This window comes from Mesorhizobium metallidurans STM 2683 (assembly GCF_000350085.1).
GTDB lineage: Bacteria > Pseudomonadota > Alphaproteobacteria > Rhizobiales > Rhizobiaceae > Mesorhizobium > Mesorhizobium metallidurans.
The window spans coordinates 115652-131044 of the sequence record NZ_CAUM01000143.1 but is presented as its reverse complement, the minus strand read 5'-3'; the positions used below and the strand labels follow the sequence as shown (position 1 = coordinate 131044).

The 15393-nt window shown below is 64.0% G+C and carries 15 protein-coding genes; 2 read left to right on the top strand and 13 right to left on the bottom strand.

The genetic code is table 11. The annotated features are described in order from the left end of the window. Positions 1-61 precede the first annotated feature (61 nt). The 10 genes from MESS2_RS24135 to MESS2_RS24095 form a co-directional block, all read right to left on the bottom strand. The gene (locus MESS2_RS24135) at positions 62-2233 is read right to left on the bottom strand and encodes a TonB-dependent siderophore receptor (protein ID WP_040593898.1); all 2172 of its coding nucleotides are present in this window, start codon (positions 2231-2233) and stop codon (positions 62-64) included. A 125-nt stretch (positions 2234-2358) separates the two neighbouring features. After that, the gene (locus tag MESS2_RS33570) at positions 2359-2781 is read right to left on the bottom strand and encodes a helix-turn-helix transcriptional regulator (protein ID WP_008877136.1); all 423 of its coding nucleotides are present in this window, start codon (positions 2779-2781) and stop codon (positions 2359-2361) included. Positions 2782-2810: 29 nt separating this feature from the next. After that, positions 2811-3188 carry a hypothetical protein gene (locus MESS2_RS33565; protein ID WP_008877135.1) on the bottom strand — a complete coding sequence of 126 codons (378 nt, stop codon included), beginning with the start codon at positions 3186-3188 and terminating at the stop codon, positions 2811-2813. Between the two features lie 183 nt (positions 3189-3371). Further along, entirely contained in the window at positions 3372-4202 is an 831-nt protein-coding gene (locus MESS2_RS24125) for a 3-methyl-2-oxobutanoate hydroxymethyltransferase (protein WP_008877134.1), read from the bottom strand. Position 4203: 1 nt separating this feature from the next. Then, entirely contained in the window at positions 4204-4665 is a 462-nt protein-coding gene (gene rbsD / locus MESS2_RS24120) for a D-ribose pyranase (RefSeq protein WP_040593897.1), read from the bottom strand. Beyond that, positions 4662-5645 carry a ribokinase gene (locus tag MESS2_RS24115; RefSeq protein ID WP_008877132.1) on the bottom strand — a complete coding sequence of 328 codons (984 nt, stop codon included), beginning with the start codon at positions 5643-5645 and terminating at the stop codon, positions 4662-4664. The genes rbsD and MESS2_RS24115 overlap by 4 nt, the downstream gene beginning before the upstream one ends. A 23-nt stretch (positions 5646-5668) precedes the next feature. Further along, complete coding sequence (locus MESS2_RS24110) at positions 5669-7186, bottom strand: sugar ABC transporter ATP-binding protein (RefSeq protein ID WP_008877131.1); 1518 nt, start codon at positions 7184-7186, stop codon at positions 5669-5671. A 61-nt stretch (positions 7187-7247) separates the two neighbouring features. Further along, a complete protein-coding gene (locus MESS2_RS24105) occupies positions 7248-8216 on the bottom strand; it encodes a sugar ABC transporter substrate-binding protein (RefSeq protein WP_008877130.1) in 969 nt (322 codons plus the stop codon). Positions 8217-8267: 51 nt separating this feature from the next. Continuing rightward, positions 8268-9290 (bottom strand): ABC transporter permease, encoded by a 1023-nt coding sequence (locus MESS2_RS24100; protein WP_008877129.1) that lies wholly within the window; start codon positions 9288-9290, stop codon positions 8268-8270. A 238-nt stretch (positions 9291-9528) separates the two neighbouring features. Continuing rightward, positions 9529-10362, bottom strand: a complete 834-nt coding sequence (locus tag MESS2_RS24095) for a phytanoyl-CoA dioxygenase family protein (protein ID WP_157357805.1) — start codon at positions 10360-10362, stop codon at positions 9529-9531. A gap of 114 nt (positions 10363-10476) precedes the next feature. On the opposite strand from MESS2_RS24095, the gene MESS2_RS24090 reads away from it, so the two are divergent. Continuing rightward, positions 10477-11331, top strand: a complete 855-nt coding sequence (locus MESS2_RS24090) for a helix-turn-helix domain-containing protein (RefSeq protein ID WP_244440075.1) — start codon at positions 10477-10479, stop codon at positions 11329-11331. A gap of 107 nt (positions 11332-11438) precedes the next feature. Next, positions 11439-12878, top strand: a complete 1440-nt coding sequence (locus tag MESS2_RS24085) for an FAD-binding oxidoreductase (protein WP_008877126.1) — start codon at positions 11439-11441, stop codon at positions 12876-12878. Between the two features lie 68 nt (positions 12879-12946). On the opposite strand, the gene MESS2_RS24080 is transcribed toward MESS2_RS24085, so the two are convergent. Genes MESS2_RS24080 through MESS2_RS24070 form a run of 3 tightly spaced genes read right to left on the bottom strand, consistent with a single transcriptional unit; the run spans position 12947 to position 15277 of the window. Continuing rightward, complete coding sequence (locus tag MESS2_RS24080; RefSeq protein ID WP_008877125.1) at positions 12947-13456, bottom strand: cytochrome c; 510 nt, start codon at positions 13454-13456, stop codon at positions 12947-12949. Position 13457: 1 nt separating this feature from the next. Further along, positions 13458-13856 carry a Cu(I)-responsive transcriptional regulator gene (cueR, locus tag MESS2_RS24075; protein WP_008877124.1) on the bottom strand — a complete coding sequence of 133 codons (399 nt, stop codon included), beginning with the start codon at positions 13854-13856 and terminating at the stop codon, positions 13458-13460. 14 nt (positions 13857-13870) lie between these two features. Beyond that, positions 13871-15277 carry a multicopper oxidase family protein gene (locus tag MESS2_RS24070; RefSeq protein WP_244440073.1) on the bottom strand — a complete coding sequence of 469 codons (1407 nt, stop codon included), beginning with the start codon at positions 15275-15277 and terminating at the stop codon, positions 13871-13873. Positions 15278-15393: the final 116 nt, after the last annotated feature.

Here is a 15393-nt window from a genome sequence, read left to right as displayed (position 1 = left end):
TACCATGGTCTTTCCCGAAAACCGGTTTCCACTTTTCGGGATCATTGTCTACAACACATGACTACCAAGTCGTATGGGCCTTCAGCTTGAACGACCGGCCTTCGCCATAGGAGCAGGCGACGCTGGTGGTGGTCTGGCAACTGGAGACATAGGTCTTGTCGAACAGATTGGTGATGTTCAGGTCGAGGCCCCAATTCTCCTTCTCGTAGCCGAGCTTCAGATCGGCCAGCGTGACGGCCGGCACCTTGTTTGTGTTCGCATTGTCGGCCCATGAATGGCCGATATAACGAACGCCGGCGCCAATCGAGATGCCGTCATACCAATCGCCGCGGAAAGTGTAGTCGACAGAGGCGGAAGCCATTACTTCCGGCACGATGAAGGGCGTCTTGCCGATGAGCGCCGGGTTGGTGTCCTTGGTGATATCGATGTCGTAGGCGGTAAAAGCACCCGTTACCCTGAAATCCTCGGTGACGTTGACCTTGCCTTCCAGCTCCACGCCGCGCGAGCGCATTTCGCCGGTTTGCATCTGCGTGAAGAGGGTGACGTTCGAAGGCACGTTCTGGCGCGTCAGGTCGAAGAGCGACAAGGTGAACAGGCCATCGATGAAGGTCGGCTCATATTTGACGCCAACCTCGTATTGCACGCCCTCTTCCGGCTTGAACAGATCGCCATTCGCGTCGGTTCCGATGATCGGATTGAAGAAGGTGGCGATGCTGGCATAGGGGGTGACGCCGTTGTCGAACTCGTAGGCAAGGCCGGCGCGGCCGGAGAAATCGCCAACGGTGTTGCTCTGCGTGCTGGAACTCGCTGAGTAAAATGTCGGGCCGTTGTCGGCGCTGAGCCAGCCCCGGTCGTAGCGGCCGTTCAGCGTCACCAGCCAGCCATCGCCGAAACGGAGCTGGTCCTGCGCATAAAAGCCGAGCTGCTTCTGCGTCAGGTCCTGGTTGAGGTAGCTGACACGCGGCGTCAACGGCGCGCCGTAGACAGGGTCGAAGGCGTCGATCGGTGGGGTCGTCCCGAAGAGGGCTGACGACTGCACCTGGTCGATGTTGTAATATTTGTAGTCGATACCGGCCAGCAGCGTGTGTTCCACCGGGCCGGTTTCCACCTTGCCCTCGATCTGCAGGTCCGACAGGAATGTCATGGCATCGGTATTGTGGCCGAAGTTGATGCGGTTGAGCTGTGTCGCACTCGCCCAGCCGTTGGGGTAGATGTTGACCTCGTCGATGGAAGCAGCGCTGAAGCGCATGTTGGAGCGCACGGTCCAGTCATTGTCGAAAGTGTGCTCGAACTCATAGCCAATCGACCCTTGTTCGCGCTTGTAGAGATCGACACTCGGTTCTGTGAAATTGGCGTCGGGATCGATGCGGCCGTAGTTCACACCGCCAAAAATCCTGTCGACGACGGTTCCTTCATAAGGCAGGAAGCCGCCGCCATTGTGGTTCTCGTCGATGTGGCTGAAATTGGCGAGCACGGTCAGCCGGGTCTGCTCGTCGGGCTGCCAGGTGATGCTGGGCGAGATGAAGCCGCGCCAGCCGTCCTGCAGGTCGCTATAGGTATCGCCGCCGGCGACGCGGCCGTTGACGCGGTAGCTGACCACGCCGTCGCTGGCCACGTCGCCAATGTCGAAGCCGAGATAGACATTGCCGGCATCGTTGACGCCGGTCTCGACATAGCGCTGCCTGCCGTCGGGACGCTTGCTGACATAGTTGACGATGCCGCCCGGATTGCTGCCGCCATAGAGCACCGAGGCCGGGCCCTTCAGCACTTCGATGCGCTCGAGCCCGAAGGAATCGACATAGAAGCCGCCGAATGCGTAGCTGAACAGCTGCAGCCCATCCATGTAGACGCCGGTGTCCGTCGCCTGGAAGCCGCGGATGAAAATCCAGTTGGTGTCGCTGTCGGGCCCGAAGGGCTGCGTGAAGACGCCGGCGGTGTAGCGCAGCGACTCGTCGATCTTCTGGGCGCCCTGATCGTCGATTTCCTGGCGGCCGATGACCGAGACGGATTGCGGGATCTCCTTGAGTGCGGTCGCGCTCTTGGACCCGGTCGTGGTCTTCTTGGCGACGACGCCGTCGACCGGTCCGGTCGCGCTGTCGCCGGCATCGCCCTCGACCACCACGGGTTCGAGCTGGGTGGCGGTCTGCGCATCCTGCGCGAACGCGGTCACGGGCGGGATCATGGCGATGGCGGCGCCTGCCAAAAGCAGCTTCATCCGACAGATTCTGTTCATAAGGCAAACCCCAGGTTCTCGAAACGCATATACCTGACTGTTTACCTCAACTTATGTGTGGATCATTGGACGGATTTGCGCGGTTTGTCGGGTTTTGTCCAAAAGGCGGAGCTTGCGGGGAAATGTCATTGGCGCCGGTGGGCGGCCATCCATGCGCCCGGCGTCAGCCCAACGATTGATTTGAACACCCGCGTCAGATGCGCCTGATCGAAAAAGCCGGTGGCTTCGGCGATATCGCCGAGCGACGCCTGTTCATGCGCCATCATGGCCTGGATTTTCCTGACCCGCGCCTGCATCTGCCAGCGATGCGGCGGCACGCCGGTGGCCGCCTTGAAGGCGTGGCTGGTGGCGGTTTCGGACAGGCCGGTCAGGCCGGCGAGATCGGCGAGGCGAATCTTGCCCAGGCAATGCGCGTCGATATAGTCGGTGACCAGGCGCAGCTTGCGGCGGGACAGCGGCGCGCGGCGCCGTTGTCCGTCCGGTCGGCCTATATCAAAAAGCCCGGCGAACAACGCGTTCAACAGGCCTTCGCCATAGAGATCGTGCATCGGCAGGCCGCTGTCGCATTCGGCCGCGATCAGGCTGGCGAGCGCTGCGATCCGATCGTCGCAAAACTGGAAGCCGCCTCGTCGAAATGCAGATCGAGATGCTTGATGCGGCGCAGGCCCCCGACCCAGCCCCTGATCGGCACTCCCGCCGGTATGTAGGCCATGGAAAATGCCCGGTCGTGACGGCGCAATTCGCCCCGCGCCCCTTCGACGAAAAAGGCGCCGTCGCCATCCACCTTCAGCGTGACAAAGAGCCGGGGATCGGGAGACACATAATAGCCTTCCGCTTTGTCCCCGCATGAAACGTCCCAGAGGTCGGCGACGACGCCGTCCCAGACATGCCCTTTCAGGCCGCCTATGACGGAAAAACCCTGAATGCGACTTTCCATGCGCGGAGCGAAGGCCACTTTCGTTTCCCTGTAATGGCATGATTTCTCGGCCTTGATATATTTCATGATAGAAATTATCAAGTTTTGTTGGGAAACAACAGTGGTCAATCGCTTCGAGGTTTGGCGAAAGCCGAAGCAACATCCGATCTCCCCCGCAAAAGGGGAGATCGGCAGCTTCGCCGACGGCGAGCTTTTTGGACCCTAATTTCGCGCTGCTTCGAGACGCGCGCGAAATTCCGCGAGCTCCGCCTCGGCGATGCCGGCGACTTCGGCGTCGCTGGGATAGCTCCCGCCAGCGACCTCCCTGCGAAAGCCCGACAGCGCCTCGACCCGCGCGTCCCTGACGGCCTTGTGCAAGGCGGCCAGATTGCCCCAGGCTCGCGCGTGGCGCGGCAGCCGGGCGCTCTCGCCGCAAATGTCCGAGGTGAACAGGAAGATGACGTCGGCGGCAGTGCCCGAGCCGAGCGAGACGGTGACGAGCGAGGTGCGGCGGTTGATCTCGGCCATCACCTCAGCCGCGATGATTTCGCATTCGACGGCGAAGGCGCCGGCATCCTCGAGTCGCCGGAAGCGGTCCCACAGCTCGATCGCTTCGGCCGAGGTCTTGCCGACCGCCCTGATGCCGCCGACCCAGGTGGATTTGCGGGGCACGAAGCCGAGATGGCCCATGACAGGTATCTGTTCATTGGCGAGCAGCCGGACGCTGTCATGGCCGCGCCCGGTGATCACCGCATCGGCGCCTGAGGTGATGGCGCTAAAGGCGGTGCGCAGGATCTCGTCGCCGGTGACGGCGTCGGCGAAGCCGAGGGCAGCGGTGACGAAAACGCGGCGCGATCCTTCGCGCACGCGCAAGACGTTGGCGGCGCGGCAGACCACCATCTCAATGCCGGCGGCCTCAGCCGCCGCCGCCTCATCGGCTGTCTCCGCCGTCACCTGGGCGGCATGACGCCCGGTTCCCTTGAGCGCGCGCAGATCCGCGACGGTTACGCTGCGCTCGACCTCGCGGCCACCGAAATCGAAGATGCGCGGCATCTCAGCCTTTCATCTTTTTGGCGTAGTAGTCGGGCGCGACGACACCTGGCTTGGAGAACCATGCGGGCACGTCGACGCCTGAATAAAGCAGGATGTTGCCCCACGGATCGAAGGCGCCGGTGCGCACGATGACCTTGGCCTTCGCCGCCATCTCGCCGAGGATGGTTTCGTGCTTCGTCGTCTCGAAGTCGGCGTCGGGGAACAGCCGCTTCAGCTTGGCCAGCAGCGGCGCATTGTGCACCGGCAGCGTGTCGGCATAGCCGACGCGCTCGGCGATGAAACTGGCGGCGATCGGCGCCAGCACCGTTTCGAGGTCCGGCACGTCGGGCGAGATGGCGAGGTCGATGCGCCAGGCGCTTGAGGGGATCGGAAAGCCCGCATCGCAGACGATCATCAGGTCGCCATGGCCCATCGCGGCGATGGCGTGCGCCAGTTCGGCATTGAGCAGCCGGTTTCGGTTCATGTCGTTTCCTTCTTTGTTGTCTTTAGGGGCCATGTTGTCTTCAAGGCCTGGGCGTAGAGCGCATCGGCCTTGGCCCGCTGGGGCAGGCCGGGAATGACGCCGAGTTCGGTGCAGGCGATCGCGCCGCAGACGACTCCGAAGCGGACCGCCTCGACGATATCGCGGCCTTCGGCGAGCGCCACCGCGAAGCCAGAGTTGAACGCATCGCCGGCGCCGGTCGTGTCGACCACGCTGACCGGCACCGCCGGCACCATCACATCGAGCTCGTCGGTCAGGATCAGCGCGCCGCTGCGGCCGAGCGTCACCACGACGTTGCGGACACCGCGGCGGCGCAATTCGCCGGCGAGTTCGCGCGAGGAGCGCGCATCGTCGGCAGGCAGGCCAAGCAGGATGCGCAGTTCGCTCTCGTTCGGAGTCAGATAGTCGACCGAGGCGAAGATCGCGTCCGGAAGCTGGCGTGCCGGCGCGGGATTGAGGATGGTGCGGGCGCCATGCTTGCGGCCGAGCTCCATGGCGCGGGCGGCAGCGGCGATCGGCACTTCGAGCACGGTCATGACGACGTCGCTTTGCGCGATGCGCTGGTCTGCCGTATCGACGGTCTCGGCATCCATCAGCTCGTTGGCGCCCATGTCGAGGATGATGAAATTCTCGCCCTTGTCGTTGAGGATGATGAAGCCGACGCCGGTGGCGCGCTCGGTGCGCGTCGTGACCAGGCTCGAATCCACGCCTTCCTCGGCATAGAGATCGGTGGCGATGCCGGCCAGCTTGTCGGCGCCGATGATGGCGACCAGCGACGAGGCGGCACCCAGCCTTGCCGTGGCGACAGCCTGGTTGGAGCCCTTGCCGCCCGGCCCCATGTCGAAATCGGTGCCGAGCATCGTCTCGCCGAAGATCGGCAGCTTGGGCGCCCGCATGGTGAGCCCGACCGCGAAGCTGCCGACGATTGTGATCTTGGGCGTGATCTGGGGTCTGGTGGTCATCAATGCCTCGTTCAATGCCTCATTCAGGACGCCATGGCGCGCGCCAGGATCGCTTCCTCGTTGATGCCGGCGCCGGTCAGCTCGCCCGAGATCCGGCCGTTGCGCAGCACCAGAACGCGTTCGGCGTTCATGATCAATTCCGGAATCTCCGACGAGATCATGACCACCGCCACGCCTTCGCCGGCAATGCCGCGCAGGATGGCGTAGATCTCGGCCTTGGCGCCGACATCGACGCCGCGCGTCGGCTCGTGCAGGATCAGCACACGTGGGTTGGTGACGAGGCTGCGCCCGAGGATGATCTTCTGCTGGTTGCCGCCGGACAATGTCGCCAGTCTCTGGCCAAGATGTGAAATGCGCGCGTCGAGCCGGGCAACCTGCGCGCGTGCCTCTCGGCGGACCGCCCCGCGCCGCATGAAGCCGGCAAGCGAAAAGCGCGGCAGCGAGGCCGAGACGACATTGTCGGCGACGCTCATCGCCAACAGCGCGCCGGCGCCGCGCCGGTCCGCCGGCACCAGGGTCATGCCGTTGCGGATCGAGGCGTGCGGATCGGCGGCGCGCAATTCCTTGCCGTCGATGCTGATGCGGCCGTCACGGCTGCACAGGCCGAACAGCGCTTCGCCAAGCGTGTCCTTGCCGGAATCCGGCAGGCCGCCAATGCCGAGGATTTCGCCGGCGCGTGCGTGAAAGCTCAAGCCATCGAGGCCATCTGCTGTCAGCTCCTCGACCGACAGCACGATCGGCGCGGCATCAGATCGCGCCTCGGGCTGCAGCGACCACTGCGCCGCCGTGTCGAGATCGCGGCCGACCATGGCGCGGATCAGCCGGTCTTCCGACAGGCCGTCATTGTCCAGCGTCTCGATGGTGCGGCCGTCGCGCATCACCGTGATGCGGTCGGCAAGGTCGAGCACTTCCTTCAGATGATGCGAGACGTAGATGACGGTGACGCCTTCGCCGCGCAATTGCCGGACGATGTCGAACAGCCGCCCGCTCTCGCGTTTGGAAAGTGCCGAATTCGGTTCGTCGAGGACGAGCACGCGGGCGCGCTGGCGTATGGCGCCGGCGATCTCGACCAGCTGCATTTCCGCGACGGAAAGCCGGCCGACCCTGGTATCGGGATCGAGCTTGCCCATGCCCAGGCGAGCCAAGGCCGCGCGTGCCTCGCGTCGCATCTTGTCACGCGGCACCAACGACACTGCGGAGCGCGCCGCCATGTCCGACATCATGATGTTGTCGGCGATGGTCAGCGTCGGGCAGAGCGCCAGTTCCTGGTAGACAACGGTGATGCCGGCGGCCCGGCTGGCGAGCGGCGAGGCGATGGTGGCCTGTCTGCCGTCGATGCGGATTTCGCCGCTGTTCGGCTGCAGGTCGCCGGCAAGGATGTTCATCAAGGTCGACTTGCCGGCGCCGTTCTCGCCGATGACGGCATGCACTTCACCGGGACGGAAGTCGACGGAAATACGGTCGAGCGCCAGCACGCCGGGAAACCGCTTGGTCAGGCCGGAGATTTCGACGATAGGGGCAGGCGTCTGTTGCTCGGTCATGAGGCTGGCTGAACGGAGAGCTGCCGACCTCAGGGCCGGCAGTTCTTGTTACGCTGGCATGTTACTTCTTGGCGACCTCGGCGATGTTTTCCTTGGTGTAGACGCCGACGCCGGTGTCGAGATTTTCGATCGGCTGACCTTTCAGGAACTGGACGATCAGGTCGACCGCGGCAAAGCCCTGCTTTTCGGGCGCCTGGTCGATCGTCGCCTGGACATTGCCGTCCTGGACGAGCTGTACCGTCTGGTCGAGCAGGTCGAAGCCGACCACCTTGACCTTGTCGGCCGCCTTGTTGCGTTCGACCCAGGTGCCGGCGGCCGGCGTCGAGCAGCATTCGAGCGACAGCACGCCTGATATCGCCGGATTGGCCAGCATGGCGTTCTCGATCGCGGCATAGATCTTCTGCGGGTCGGTGCCGGTGTTGAGCGTGGAGACCACCTCGATGCCGGGCTCGGCCTTGAGCGCCTCGCGCGCACCCTTTTCGCGGTCAAGCGACCACTGGGCGGCGGCGTCGATCGTGGTGATCATCACCTTGCCCTTGCCGCCCAGCACCTTGGCCATCAGCTTGCCGGCCTCACGGCCCGACTGGACGAGATCCTGGCCGGCGAAGGCGAGGCGCTTGCTCTCCGGATTGTCGGTGTTGAAGGTCACCACCGGGATGCCGGCGGCGATGACGCGGTCGATCAGCGGCGCCAGCGCATCGGTCGAGACCGAGGAGATCGCCAGCCCGTCCATTTTGCCCATCAGCGTCTCGATCTCGCTGATCTGGCCGTCGGCATCGGCGCCGACGGGACCGATAAACTGGGCGCTGACCTTGTCCTCCGTGGCGGCGCGCTCGACCCCGGTCTTCATGAACGGCGCGAATTCGTTGGAGACGTCATGATAGGAGACATAGATGTCGAGCGGCTGACCGGCGGCGATCTTGGCCTTGATGCGGTCGGCCAGCGCGAAATCGGCGAGCTTGGCGCCGGCATGGGCCGACAGCGGCAGCAGGCTGAGTGCGGCTGCGAGAATGACGTGTCTGAGTTTCATGGATAGTCCTCCCTTGTTTGGCCCTTGATTTGACCTGTTGGTTGCTCTGCTTCAGTTGGTCCGGCGCGTGCTCCATTTGTCGATGCCGACCGCAATGATGATGACCAGACCGATCATCAGCTCCTGGACGAAGGGCGACACGCCCATCAGCACCAGCCCGTTGCGCATGACGCCGATGATCAGCACACCGAGTATGGTGCCGAGGATCGTGCCTTCGCCGCCCGACAGCGAAGCGCCGCCGACGATGGTGGCCGCGATGACGTCGAGCTCCAGCCCGACCCCGGTGCGTCCGGCCTGGCCGCTCGGCAGGAAGGCCATGCTCAAAATGCCGGCGAAGGCGGCCAGCACGCCGATCAGCACGAAAGCGCAGATCTTGACCGAATTGACGGAGATGCCGGAGACGCGTGCCGCCTTGGCGCTGCCGCCGACGGCGTAGACGCGGAAGCCGAAATTGGAGAAGGCCACCACCATCCAGGCGAGTGCGGCGATGATGACGAAAAAGACGAGCTGCATCGGGATGATGCTGAACAGATAGCCCTGGCCCATGAAGCCGAAAGACTGCAGGACGCCGGGAAGGGCGCCATTGCGGGCATTCACGGTCACCGGCTGGCCGTTGGTCAGGATGAGGGCGGCACCGCGCACGATGGAGAGCATGCCGAGCGTCGCGATCAGCGAAGGCAGGCGGCCATAGGTGGAGAGCACGCCGTTGATGAGGCCGATGGCGACGCCGGTGGCGAGGCCCACGCCGATTGCCGGCAGCAGCGCCCAGCCGGCGATGATCAGCATGCCGGTGGCGAGGCCGGAGAACGCATAGGTCGAGCCGACCGACAGGTCGACTTCGCCGGCGATCAGCACGAACGTCATGCCGACCGCCATGATCCCGAGCAGGGAGATCTGGCGACCGACATTGAGCAGGTTCAGCGAAGTCAGGAATCCGTCGGTGGCGAAGGACAAAAACAGGCACAGCACGAGCAGCGCGATGAACACGCCCGCCTCGCGCGCCCGCAACAGCCGCGCCAACGTCAATCGGTCCGTGGCCGGCGCGCGCGCGCCGCTCCTGACCGCATCGGCCATACAGCAATCCTCCCTGCGTGTGGCGAGAGGCCGGTCGCGACCGGCTCCGCTACTCTTCTCCCGTTCTTCCGTCATCGACCCGGGCTGAGCTCGCGCCCCGATCGATGCATGAGAGCCTGATCGTCCGAAACAGATTCAGGATGCGGCTCTATCTCTTTGTTCGACCTGATCTTTTCCAACCCGAAGGTCAGGGATCAAGGTCCGGACGGGTGTGACCGCCCGCGCCTCGTTTTCGTTGTCAGGACGCCTTGCGGAAGGAACCGGCCGGCACCTTGTGCAACTCGTCGTAGTTTCCGTATTCGCGCACCTTCTTGAACGGCGCGTTCTCGATGGCGTTGTAGGAGCAGATATAGCCCCAGCGATAGGTATTAGAACGGTTGGCGTCGGAGCGATGCAGCAGATTGCCGTCGAAGATCAGCGCGTCGCCGGCTTCCATCTCGACATAGATATGCTTGTAGCGCTTCAGCGCGGCTTCCAGATGCTCCTGCTCGACATTGGTCTGGTCGTTCTCGCGGATGTGGTTGAGGCGGCCGAGCTTGTGCGAACCCTTGAGCACCTGCAGGCAGCCATTCTCGCGGGTCGCCTTGTCGAGCGCGACATAGATGCTCATCATGTCCGGCGCGAGACAGCCGTAATTGTACCAATAGCCGAAATCCTGATGCCATTCCCAGGCGCCACCTTCGTTGGGCTGCTTCATCGTCATCTTGTGGCTGTAGAGATAGATCGGCTTGCCGACCGCGGCCTCGGCAAGATCGACCATGCGCTCGTCGCGTGCTAGCAGCCCGTATTTGTCGTCCTCGGCCTTGGTCCACATCTTCAGAAGCGTGGTCTTGCCTTCCTTGTCGCCCTTGGCCATCACGGAGCCGCTCTTGTTTTCCGCTTCCAACTGCTTGCGGGCGTGGTCGCGGAAGTCGTTCACCTCCGCCGTGGTCAGCAGCCCCTGGCGAATGATGTATCCGTCGCCGGCGTAGCGCTCCTTTTCAGCCTTGGTCATCGCGAGCATCGTCTTGCCTCCCTGGTCTTCGCGAACCGGGCCGTCATTGGCGCCGTGCGCCTTGAAAGCCCGGAGCAAGGCGAGATTTCGGGCTGATGAATGCCGACCTCGCCTGCCTCTTGAGGACGACCATAACGCCGCTTGCCAGGGAACAAAATGGACAGCAGGGCGCAGTTTTTGTATAAAACACGCATGAAGGCAAGAACGTCGGTTCTCGAGAGTTTCCACTATGTGCCGGCCGCCGGCTGGACGCGCACGGCGTTCAGCGTTCTGCGCGCCGGCAAGGTCGCCGCGGCGCCGGATTACCGGATAGAACGCGCGGCCTATCCCGGCCAGGACATCCTCTACTGCCTGTCGGGCCGCGGCGTCGTCGAAACGCTGGGGCAGCGGCTGGAGGTACGCCCGGGTCAACTGGTGTGGATGGCGAACGAGGCGCCGCATGTCCATGCCGCCGACGAGCACGACCCGTGGAGCCTGCTCTGGTTCAGGCTCGACGGGCCGGACCCGGCGATCCTGCGCCGCAAGCTGTTCGGCGAGGGCAGCTTGCGGACCGTGTTCACCGACGCAGTGAACCCGGTGCCCTGGTTCGAGCGGCTGTTTTCGGCGCTGCGGCGACGCGACGCCAGTCTCGATCTCAGGCTCAACCAACTGGTCGCCGAATTCGTGCTTCTGGTCGACCGCGCGCTGGCCGGCACCGGCACCGACGATCTGCCGAAGGCACTGGCCGCCGCCGTGGACGCGATGCGTGGCGAACCCGGATTCGCCTGGAGCGCGCCGGATCTGTTCTCTGTTACCGGCCTTGGCCCTTCGCAGATCCGGCGGCTGTTCCAGAAGCATCTGCGCACGAGCCCGCATCAATGGCTGATGCGCGAGCGGCTGATGCAGGCGCAATCGCTGCTGGTGCAGAGCGACCAGCCGCTGGCCGAAATCGCCGAGGCCTGCGGCTTCTGCGACGTCTATCATTTCGGGCGGGAGTTCAAGCGCTCGGTGGGAATCTCGCCGGCCGCCTGGCGCCGCAGCGAATTGGGCACCGGGCCGGGATACTGAGAGCCCGCAGCCGCAAGCTGTCCAGAACTTGCGATATCCCTAATATAAGCGCACACTTCCGAGTTGGACGGCGGGAGAATGGCTCATAAGCAAAGCGGGAGGAAATCATGAACAGCATGAGCCTCACTACACTCGAACGCGGCAAGACGACGATCGATGCCGCGGCCCTGGAGGCGCTTTCGACGCAGTTACGCGGCACGGTGCTGAGGGAGGGCGATGGCGCCTATGACGAGGCACGCAGCATCTGGAATGCCATGATCGACCGGCGGCCGGGGCTGATCGTGCGCTGCGCCGGCGCCGCCGACGTTATCGCGGCCGTGAATTTCGCCAGGGAAAACCGGCTTCTCGTCGCGGTTCGCGGCGGCGGCCACAACATTGCCGGCAGCGCCGTCTGCGACGGCGGCCTGATGATCGATCTTTCGCCGATGAAATCGGTGCGGGTCGATCCGCCGACGCGGCGGGTGTGGGTGGAGCCCGGGGCGACGCTTGCCGATGTCGACCAGGAAACACAGGCTTTCGAACTGGCGATACCGACCGGCATCAACTCGACCACCGGCATATCCGGCCTGACGCTGGGCGGCGGCTTCGGCTGGCTGACGCGGAAATTCGGCCTGACCATCGACAATCTTCTCAGCGCCGATGTGGTGACCGCCGACGGCAAGCTGCTGCGCGCCAGCCAGACCGAGAATCCGGACATGTTCTGGGCGCTGCGCGGCGGCGGCGGCAATTTCGGCATCGTCACGGCTTTTGAGTTCAAGCTTCACCGGGTCGGTCCCCAGGTTCTGTCGGGGCTTGTCGTTCATCCTTTCGCCGATGCCCAAGCGGTGCTGCGGGAATATCGTGACGCGCTTGAGTTGGCGCCGGACGAACTGACCTGCTGGGTGGTCATGCGGCAGGCGCCGCCACTGCCCTTCCTACCGGCCGAATGGCACGGCAAGGAGGTTCTGGTTCTGGCCATGTGCTACTGCGGCGACCTTCAGGAGGGAAAGAGAGCGACGAAAAGGCTTCGCGCCATCGGCACGCCGATCGTCGATGTCGTCGGTCCCAATCCGCTCACCGGCTGGCAGCAGGCATTCGATCCGTTGCTTACGTCAGGCGCCCGCAACTATTGGAAGAGCCATGATTTCACCGGACTTTCCGATAGCGCGATCGAGGTCGTCACATCAGCGATAGCAAAGCTTCCGGGGCCAGAGTGCGAAATATTCATCGGCCATGTCGGCGGTGCGGCGGGCCGGGTGAAAGCCGACGAAACGGCGTTCCCGCAACGCAGCGCGCATTTCGTCATGAATGTCCACGCGCGCTGGCGCGAACCGAAAATGGATAAGGCCTGCATCGATTGGGCCCGCGGTATCTACGAGGCGACCAGGCCCTATGCCGCCGGCACGGCCTATGTGAATTTCATGCCCGAGGACGAGGCGGATCGGGTCGAAGCGGCCTATGGCGGCAACTATCGGCGGCTTGTGGAGATAAAGCAGCGCTACGACCCGCTGAACCTGTTCCGCATGAACCAGAATCTGCGGCCGAAGGAAAAACTGCAGGCCGCGTAGGCTGGGCGCATGATGCAACGCCCGCGCCTCTGACAGTAGAAGCGCGGGCCGGTTCGGATGGCGGGCTGTTACCGGACCTTTTGCCGGAACTTCGAATGACAGCTTGAGCAATTCTGCAGGATGAGATGCAGGAGGTGCTCGGCTGGAAGTTTGGCGGGATCGGCCTCCGCCGCCGGCCGTTTGCCGAGCAGGCTGCCGCCGCCCATCGCCGGGCCGGAACCCATTCTCATATCGCTGGTGATGCCGACCGGTGCCTGCCTGGCCTTGGCGGCCAGTGCCTCGGCCAGCGTCCCCATGTGATTTGCCAGCGCCTCGAATTCCGCACGGGCTTGTTCAATTTCCAACCTGGCGCCTGAAGGCGCGCCCAATGTCGCGCTGGGAAATTCCGCGATCAGGGCAGGGCCGGTGCGGGCGCGGATGGTCTCGGCCACCGCCTTGAAGGCCGCGGCGTCATAGGCCTGTCTGCCGTCGAACATTCCGGCAATGGTTTTCGCGGCGGCGGCCATCTCCTTCATCGAAGCCTGGCGTGCCTTGACTCTGAAGACGCGCAGGCAAGCGAGAGCGCCGCGGCAGCCCATTTCACTGGACCAGGCCTTCTCCCGCCAGCTCGTCGATGATCGGGCAATCCGGCCTGTCGTTGCCATGGCAGTGCTCGACCAGGTGATGCAGCAGATGGCGCAAGCCGTTGAGTTCGGCGATCTTCCTGTCGATCTCCACCAGCCTGGCTTCGGCAATGGCCTTGACGTCCGCGCTGTCGCGGGCCCTGTCCTGGTAAAGCGACAGCAACTGGCGGCATTCGTCGACGGAAAAGCCAAGGCTGCGCGAGCGTTGTAGAAATTTCAGGCGATGAATGTCGGAGGCCGAATAGTCGCGATAGCCATTGTCCGTCCGGGCCGGGCGCACAAGACCTATATCCTCGTAGTAGCGGATCGTCTTGGATGGCAGGCCGGTTTTTTCGGATGCGATGCCGATGTTCATGGTAGAAAGTCTCCTCAGGCTTGCACGTCGACGATGCCCATCATGCCGAGCTGCTCGTGCTCGAGGATATGGCAGTGATACATGCGCGGCCCCGGCCGGTCCTGCCGTAGCAAGAGCCGCACCGTCTCGCCGCGCGCCACGTTCACCGTGTCCTTCCAGGCCCGGTAGGCCGGTTTCCTGACCTTGCCGCCGCGTTCGTACTCGACCACCTGGAACTGCGTGCCATGCACATGGAAGGGATGGTCCATGTCCGCCTTGTTGACGATCTCCCAAAGCTCGACCTCGCCTGCCTTGGCGACGGTATCGACACGGTTCATATCGAAGGTAGCGCCGTTGATCAGGAACCCCATCTCCATGCCGTTGGCATTCATGGCCATGGTTTCGGTGAAAACGAAGCGCCGGCTGACCGAGGGCGCATCAAGCCGCGCGATCGGCCGCAGCATGTCCGGCAGCGGCGGGACCGGTTCGGCCGGCGTCTGCGACACATGGGCGGTGAGCAGTGTCAGGCCGGCATCGGCAGGTCGGCCGGCACCCATCCAGCCGCGATCGTAGTCGAGCGTGTACAGCGTGACCGGCCCGGGCTTGTCGAAGGAGACAATCAGGTCGAGGCGTTCCGCCGGGCTGAGCAGGATGTCGTCGGCTGCGACCGGCGCCTCCAGCAGGCCGCCATCCGTTCCGATGATTGTGATGGGCGCGCCGTCAAAGGAGAGTCGCAAGAAGCGCGCGTTCGTCGCATTGTAAAGCCGGAAACGCCGCTTCGTGCCAAAGGGGACTGTTAGCGCGGGATTCTTCTGTCCGTTGACCAGCACATGGTCGCCGACGCGCCCGTTCATCAGGTCAACCATCGTATTGCCGGGCAAGGTGCCATCGGCCGCAAGGCGTAGGTCGGTGAATACCAGCACGGTATCTCCATAGGCGGCCGGAATCGGATCGACCTTCGGCTTGACCACGAATGCGCCGGCAAGGCCGCGATAGACCTGCTCGGCCGTCTTGCCGTGCGGATGCGGGTGATACCAGTAGGAGCCGGCGCTGCCTTCGGGCAGGTCGAAGCTGTAGGTGCGATCGATGCCCGTCGCGACCGGGTCCATCGGATTGCCGTCCTGATCGGCCGGCACGGGCATGCCGTGCCAATGGATGGTGCTCGCCTCGTCCGGGATGCGGTTGGCGAAGGTGATCTCGACGCGGTCGCCCTCGACCGCCTCGATCAGTGGCCCGGGGCTGGTGCCGTTATAGCCGAGGATCGGCGTGTCCAGCCCTTCCGCAAAACGCATCGTAGCGGACTCAGCCGTCAGCTTCGCCCTGAACAGGCCAGGCGTGCTGGCTTCGTTAGCGAGGCGGGACAAGTCGCGAAGTGCTTCTCCTTCGGGCAGCGCGACAGCGCTCTGCGGCGGCGCGGCCATGTCGTGGCCCATGCCGGACATGTCATCCATCTTCATTTGAGCGAAAGCGGGCCGGCTCGCAAAAACGGTCGCAAGACCTGCCGCTAGAAAACCGCGTCGATGCATCTGCTGTCTCCCCGTATCAGAGCCGATGGATG